Below are 7,342 nucleotides of genomic sequence, written 5' to 3' on the forward strand. Positions count from 1 at the left end.
TTATATAAGCCTTTTTAATGGAAAAGTAGCATGGTTGGAAAAGTTTGTTCTCATTTATTAGTGAATGGTATTTAACAAACGTTCCAGCTGATTTCAGAAATCCGCTCCCTTTCCGCCGACTGCCTGCCAAGCGTCTGTGGGGTTGTTCCTTCACAATAGAAAGGGAATTTCCCAAAAAAAATTAGACTACTTCCGTTCGCCCGTTTGCGAATGAAAGTAGTCTATTAATGAATTATTTTATTAATCTCTTTAAACTTACGCCTTAATTTCAATAGAAGGGCTTATTGTAAAGTCAGCCTCTGTTTTACTTTTCACTTCATCAAGTGTTATGCCATTTTGCAATTCTATCAATTCCATGCCAGCTTCTGTAAATTGAAAAACAGCCAGTTCGGTAATCAGGCAATGGACGACTTTTTCCCCCGTCAATGGCAATGTACAGCTCTTTTTCACTTTGGATTCCCCATGCTTGTTCACATGGTCCATAATGACAACGATTCTTTTTGCGCCTTGGACGAGATCCATCGCCCCTCCCATTCCTTTTACCATCTTCCCTGGAATCATCCAGTTTGCCAAGTCCCCATTCTCGGACACTTCCATCCCGCCTAAAATGGCCAGGTCGATGTGGCCTCCGCGAATCATCGCGAACGATTCAGCGCTATCAAAAAACGATGCCCCGGATTTTGCGGTTACTGTTTCTTTTCCGGCATTTATCAAATCCGGATCGACTTCATCCTTTTGTGGATAAGGCCCGATTCCCAGTAAGCCATTTTCCGATTGAAGCATGACATTAAAGTCATTTGGAATCATGTTGGCAATCAAGGTCGGCATTCCAATCCCTAAATTCACACACATACCATCTTGGATTTCTTTAACGGCCCGTTCTAAAATTAGTTGTCTAGTCATTCGAATACTCCTCCTTTTTATGCGTTAGCAGTTGTAAGTTTTTCAATTCGTTTTTCATAGTCATTTCCTACAAGCACTTTCTGTACATAAACCCCTGAAGTATGAATTTCATCTGGATCAAGTTCTCCTGTGCCCACGAGCTCCTCCACTTCGACAAGCGTGACTTTTCCTGCAGTGGCAACGACAGGGTTAAAATTCCTTGCCGTTTTCCGATATACAAGATTACCGAAATGATCTGCTTTCCAGGCTTTTACAAAGGCAAAATCTCCGACTATTCCTTTTTCCATAATGTATGTGCGGCCATCAAACTCTTTATGTTCTTTACCTTTCGCGACTTCCGTTCCTACTCCTGTAGCTGTATAAAAGGCAGGAATTCCCGCTCCGCCCGCTCTTAAACGCTCGGCCAGCGTTCCTTGGGGAACTAGCTCGACCTCCAGCTCGCCACTTAAAAATTGCTGTTCAAATAACTTATTTTCCCCTACATAAGAAGCGATCATTTTTTTGATTTGCTTATTTTCAAGCAATAGACCTAGACCCCAATCGTCGACTCCACAATTGTTGCTGACAATCGTCAAATCCTTTACCCCTTTGTTACGCAAAGCAATGATCAGTTTTTCTGGTATTCCGCTTAATCCGAATCCGCCAACGATAATGGTTGCTCCATCCTCGATTTGTTGAATAGCGCTATCAAAAGATGTTAATATTTTACTCATTTTCCATCATCTCCATTCTTAATACTATTCTATTAAATAAACAGTGAAGTTGCAAAAGCTATGATGAACACGGTCACTGTTTTCAAAATCGTAATCGCAAAGATATCCTTATAAGATTGACGATGTGTCAGTCCAGTAATGGCAAGCAAGGTAATGACGGCACCATTATGCGGCAGCGTATCCATTCCGCCAGATGCCATGGATGCAATTCGATGAAGCATTTCAGGGGTGATTCCGACACTTTGGGCCACCTGCAAATAGTGACCTCCCATTACTTCTAACGCGATCGAAAGTCCACCTGACGCGGATCCGGTAATCCCTGCCAGCACATTGACGGCGATGGCTTCGGATACGAGTGGATTGCCGCTTGCATCGAACACCCAGTTTTGAATGACCGAGAATCCAGGAAGCGTTTTCACCACATTCCCGAAACCGACTTCAGATGCAGTATTGAATATGGCAAGCAAGGATCCCATTGCCGCAGCTGTTAATCCAGTTGCCAATTTGACCTTGATACGTCCAACATTCAGAAGCATCGCTGCAATAATACCGATTGACAATGCAACAATCAAAGACCAGGATGAAGTGACTGTGCTTACATCGGCAATGTTGAAAGTTTCCTTCAACATCGATGCATCATACCAGTGCTTAACCGAAATGGCACTCCGGCTGAAAGCAAAATTAAACGCTACGACAAGGATGAGCGGTACGATGGACAGCCAAAAGTTAGGCAGGTTTTGCTGTTCTGCACTTTCTGGTTCATTAATATGTCCTTCCCCGTAGCCTTCGCCATTTGCCAACGCTTGTTTACGGCGACGCTCTAACCAGATCATTCCTCCAGTGAATACCATGATCGCGCCAATAATCCCCATTATTGGGGCTGCATAGGTATCCGTTCCGAAATAATTCGTTGGAATGATATTTTGAATTTGAGGTGTTCCAGGAAGGGCATCCATCGTATAAGTGAAAGCGCCTAACGCTATCGTTCCTGGCAATAATCTTTTTGGAATGTCTGCTTCTTTAAAGATTGCCGCTGCAAATGGATAAACGGCGAATGCCACTACAAACAATGAAACCCCGCCGTATGTCAGCGCCGAACACGCCAGCACCACGGCAAGAATGGCCTGCTTTGAGCCTAGTGATTTTACGATGGTTTTGGCAATGGATGCAGCTGCACCGCTCATTTCCATGACCTTTCCAAATACGGCCCCTAATAAGAATATCGGAAAAAACGCTTTTATATAGTTAGCAGCAAACGTCATATATGTCTCTGTATAACTCGGCAGCAAATGTCCACCGGATAAAATGACCGCCAATAAAGTAACGATCGGCGCTATGATAATGACCGGATAGCCCCGGTAGGCTAAAAAGATTAAAAGTCCCAGCGCCACAACAATGGCTAAAATTTGAATCACCAACTCAATTCCCCCTTTTCTCCCCTTGCCCCAAAATAATTTCAGAAGCCCTTAAGCAGAACTAGTAATCTCCTAAATTCCATATTTTCAACTTTTCCGCCTTTGCCATCCAAGCTTGCCTTCCCCAAGTCAAGCTGAATGATCTTCCTAAGTGGTTTCCAATTATTGAGAACGCTTTCAGCAATCTGCTGAATTACGAAATCCCCTTTCATTTTACGTGGAAACACAATATAAAATGACAGATAGGCCATTCACAAAAGTAATTATGCAATTATTGTGCCAACTTAAGGACAATGAAAAATGACATCTTTTAAAGCCTTTTCCAACACTTTTTTCCCCTGTTTATCAATAAAATCCTTTAAAACTGTCAAGGTTTCAGTACACATACGTATAGACTTCGAAAAAGTGTAAGCCTTTTCTTACACCATTTATATTTCCTTTCATTTTTTGTGCGGATTTCCTTACATATCAAATATTTGCTGGGGAAAAATTCTTAAGAGGTGGGGAATAAGTATAAAAAAAAGTGCCCTTGGGCTAAAGGGCACTTCAGACTGTAGACATACTCAAAGAAAACCGAGTTGGTCTATAGTTATTTTGATCGTTGATTTCCTCTCCAGGCACTCGCTTTCCGTCCAATCTACTATTTTAAAAATTTTGAAAGTACCCTTCGCAAAAGGACAATTTCTACATTCATAAACCATATTTATTCATTTTTTCATACAGTGTCGTGCGGCTCACTCCGAGTCTCTTTGCCGTTTCTGATTTATTACCAGAAGTCATTTCCATACATGAAACGATTGCAGCCCGTTCGGTTTCATCCATCACTTCAGCTAAAGTGCGAATAGATACTGATTCTTTATGCCCTGTTATTTCTTTAGGGAGATGCTTGGAACGTATCATTTCCCCTTCTTCCACAATATTCATTGCGCGTTCAATGATATTCTCCAACTCACGGATATTACCCGGCCATTTATAAAGACGCAACAGCCGTAAAGCTTGTTCACCCATCCCCGTTACGCGTTTTTTCATGAGGTTCTGGTATTTTTCAACAAAATGGTTTACCAGTATTTCAATGTCCTCCGGTCGCTCTTTCAAGGAAGGAACCTGGATTTGCAAGACCTTCAGCCGGTAATACATATCAAGTCGGAATTCCCCCTTCGAGACCATTTCCTCCAGATTACGGTTCGTTGCAGCGATTACCCGTACATCAATCGGAATGCTTCCCGTCGAACCGACCCTCTCGATCTCTTTTTCTTGTAACACACGGAGCAGCTTAACCTGCATATGCAGTGGCAGCTCACCGATTTCATCGAGAAAAATCGTTCCGCCTTCAGCCGCTTCGAACTTACCTGCTTTTCCGCCTTTTTTTGCACCAGTGAAAGAACCCTCTTCATAGCCGAATAGCTCTGACTCCAGCAGCTCTGCCGGGATGGCGGCACAATTCACTTTGACAAATACACCCATGGCCCTTCTGCTATCATTATGAATGGAATGGGCAAACAGCTCCTTACCTGTTCCGCTTTCACCCAAGATCAACACATTCGAGTCACTTTTAGCGGCAATTTTGGCTTGACCTTTTACTTCCATGAAAGCAGGACTTCTCCCCATCAAATGATCAAACGTATAGGAGGCCTTATTCCTCTCGCGAAAATCGCCTTTGTACTTTTTCAGCTCGACTTCTAGTGAATTTATCCGTTTGGAAAGAGCGGTAAATTGGCCGACATTCTTAAACAGAATCTTTCCGACCGCCCCTATTAATTTACCTTGTTTCCTTATCGGGGAGCGGGTCGCAATTATATAATTATCTTTTATTTTTTGTAATTCAGCGACCTCTTGCTTGCCAGTTTTGGCGACCACATGCATACGGGTATTTTCAATGACCTCCGTTACATGTTTCCCTATGGAACTTTCCTGATCGACGCCAAGAAAATCCGCATAAGCGTGGCTAAGCATTTGGACATACCCTTCCGTATCGACCATCACCAAGCCGTCATAGGCAAATTCGATAATATCCTTAAACAGAAGTTCTTCATGATTATCGCTGTTAAGAAAATCACTTTTATTATTTGTAAATAATAGGAGATAAATCTGATACTCTTCATCACCCATTTGAATGATGGCCTTTCTGACAATTCCATTATGATCATTCAAACGAATCGGAGTATTTACAGCGGGTACAAGTTTTTTTTCAATAATCAAATTTATTTGCAGATCCAATTCATTCTCAGCAAAAGCCTCGGATAATACGCGATTGCTGAGAACGATTTCTGTTTCGTTTTTGGTTACCAAAACACCAAAAGGCAATTCTTCCAATATCGCTTTCACTAATTCCAATTGAATCGTTTTATTATCGCTGGCCATTCCTATTCTCCTTAACCCGTCTGAAGTTTCCTCCATTATATCATAGGAAAAAGGGGCCAAGTCATTACCGTTCCACAATCAGCGCAGTTCCCTGACCGCCACCGATACATAATGTGGCAAGGCCGGTTTTTGCATCCCTAAGCTTCATTTCATACAATAAAGTCACTAAGATTCGGGCACCGGAAGCACCTACCGGATGACCCAGAGCTATTGCACCGCCATTTACATTCACTTTCTCCGGATTCAGTTCAAGGTCTTTAAGCACGGCGAGTGATTGTGCCGCAAAGGCTTCATTCACTTCCATCAAATCAAGATCATCTATTGTCAATCCCGCTTTTGCCAAAGCCTTCCTTGTCGCAGGCACAGGACCGTATCCCATGATTTTCGGATCAAGCGCAGTGTTTGCATATGACTTAATTGTCGCTAATGCTTCCAGCCCCAGCTCGTCCGCTTTTTCTTTAGACATCAGGACTAACATCGCACCCCCATCATTGATTCCGGATGCATTTCCTGCCGTAACCGTCCCATTTTCCTTGAAAGCAGGGCGCAGCTTCGCTAGCTGGTCGATCGTCAGCCCATGACGCGGGTGTTCATCTTGGTCCACCAAGATCGTCTTTCCTCTGCGTTTATATTCAACAGGTACGATTTCATCTGCAAATCGTCCTTCAAGCTGTGCCTTTTCAGCCTTCAGTTGGCTATTTAAAGCAAATTCGTCCTGCTTTTCACGGCTGATTTCCCACTGCTCGGCGATATTCTCCGCAGTCACGCCCATATGATATTGATTAAAAACATCCGTCAAGGCGTCATATGTCATGGAATCGACTGCTTCTGCATTACCCATTTTCTGTCCAAAACGATAATTCGGAAGTAAATATGGAGCATTGCTCATGCTTTCAATTCCCCCGGCAAGAATCACATCAGCATCGCCAAGGGCAATGAATTGCGCTCCCATTATTACCGTCCGGAGGCCAGATCCGCAAAGTTTATTTATGGCCATGGCCGGCGTTGTTTCCGGAATCCCTGCATGAATCGCAACCTGACGTGCCACATTTTGCCCTAATCCAGCAGACAGAATATTCCCTACCAATACCTCATCGATCATGTCAGCCGAGATATTTGCCCGCTTAATCGCTTCCTTGGCGGCCACAACTCCCAAGTCAACCGCCGACACATTGGCAAGACTGCCTCCAAAAGAACCAACTGGTGTTCTTGCTGCCCCCACAATCACTACTTCTCTCATAATACTTCCTCCTTCTCCATTTTTAATTTTCCCAGTTTAATATAATTACGGTCCCTCTCATTGATTTTCTGGGAAACGGCAGATCCTTCATACGTAAAAATCCCTTCTCCCGACTTCGTCCCAAGTTTTCCCTTGGCTACCAAATCACGAATCAAATCAGGGGCTTCCTTACTTTGATCCAATACCGGTGAAACATTATCAAAAACGCGCTGCCATGTATCCAATCCGCCAAAATCTGCAATCTCGATCGGTCCAGTAAATGCCCACCGAAAACCTGGTCCAGCTGTTATCGCCGTATCGATATCCTCAGCATCGGCAACGCCCTCTTTCAATAGATAAAAGGCTTCCCGCATCAAGGCAGTCTGGAGACGATTGGCGATGAATCCTGCTATTTCTTTTTTTAAGAGAATCGGAGACTTGCCGATTCTACGCATTAAATCCATTGTTGTCTTGACGATTTCAGGCTTTGTTTCGTCATGCTGAACAATTTCAACCAACGGAACCAAATGGCCAGGATTAAAGAAATGCGTGATGACCATTCTGTCCGCAAACGAGGCCTTCACCATCAATTGAGAAATCGGAAAGGTCGATGTATTTGAAGCGACAATGGCATCCGGTTTGATTATTCCCTCCATTTGCTGATATAGATTCAACTTCAGCTCAATGACTTCCGGAATCGCCTCAATGATAAAGTCAGCATCCCTTACATC

The 7,342-nt window shown here is 43.4% G+C and carries 6 protein-coding genes; all 6 read right to left on the minus strand.

Annotated features, from left to right (window positions below; translation table 11 throughout):
* Positions 1-255 precede the first annotated feature (255 nt).
* Complete coding sequence (locus ACFVSH_RS03570; protein ID WP_192206315.1) at positions 256-903, minus strand: 3-oxoacid CoA-transferase subunit B; 648 nt, start codon at positions 901-903, stop codon at positions 256-258.
* A 17-nt stretch (positions 904-920) separates the two neighbouring features.
* Positions 921-1,616 (minus strand): CoA transferase subunit A, encoded by a 696-nt coding sequence (locus ACFVSH_RS03575; protein WP_387600520.1) that lies wholly within the window; start codon positions 1,614-1,616, stop codon positions 921-923.
* A 32-nt stretch (positions 1,617-1,648) separates the two neighbouring features.
* Entirely contained in the window at positions 1,649-3,034 is a 1,386-nt protein-coding gene (locus tag ACFVSH_RS03580; RefSeq protein ID WP_387704899.1) for a GntP family permease, read from the minus strand.
* 687 nt (positions 3,035-3,721) lie between these two features.
* Positions 3,722-5,392, minus strand: a complete 1,671-nt coding sequence (locus ACFVSH_RS03585; protein ID WP_387704901.1) for a sigma-54 interaction domain-containing protein — start codon at positions 5,390-5,392, stop codon at positions 3,722-3,724.
* Positions 5,393-5,456: 64 nt separating this feature from the next.
* Entirely contained in the window at positions 5,457-6,632 is a 1,176-nt protein-coding gene (locus ACFVSH_RS03590) for an acetyl-CoA C-acetyltransferase (protein WP_387704903.1), read from the minus strand.
* Positions 6,629-7,342 (minus strand): 3-hydroxyacyl-CoA dehydrogenase family protein (locus ACFVSH_RS03595; protein ID WP_387704905.1); only part of this gene is annotated, 714 nt, incomplete at its 5' end. The genes ACFVSH_RS03595 and ACFVSH_RS03590, both read right to left, overlap by 4 nt.

Origin of the sequence: Peribacillus sp. NPDC058002 (genome assembly GCF_042886655.1) — a bacterium.
GTDB lineage: Bacteria > Bacillota > Bacilli > Bacillales > DSM-1321 > Peribacillus > Peribacillus aracenensis.

Bases quoted from the DNA above. Each gene is read 5' to 3' on its own strand.
- ACFVSH_RS03575 (WP_387600520.1), bottom strand. From the start codon at position 1,616: ATGAGTAAAATATTAACATCTTTTGATAGCGCTATTCAACAAATCGAG.
- ACFVSH_RS03570 (WP_192206315.1), bottom strand. From the start codon at position 903: ATGACTAGACAACTAATTTTAGAACGGGCCGTTAAAGAAATCCAAGAT.
- ACFVSH_RS03585 (WP_387704901.1), bottom strand. From the start codon at position 5,392: ATGGCCAGCGATAATAAAACGATTCAATTGGAATTAGTGAAAGCGATA.
- ACFVSH_RS03590 (WP_387704903.1), bottom strand. From the start codon at position 6,632: ATGAGAGAAGTAGTGATTGTGGGGGCAGCAAGAACACCAGTTGGTTCT.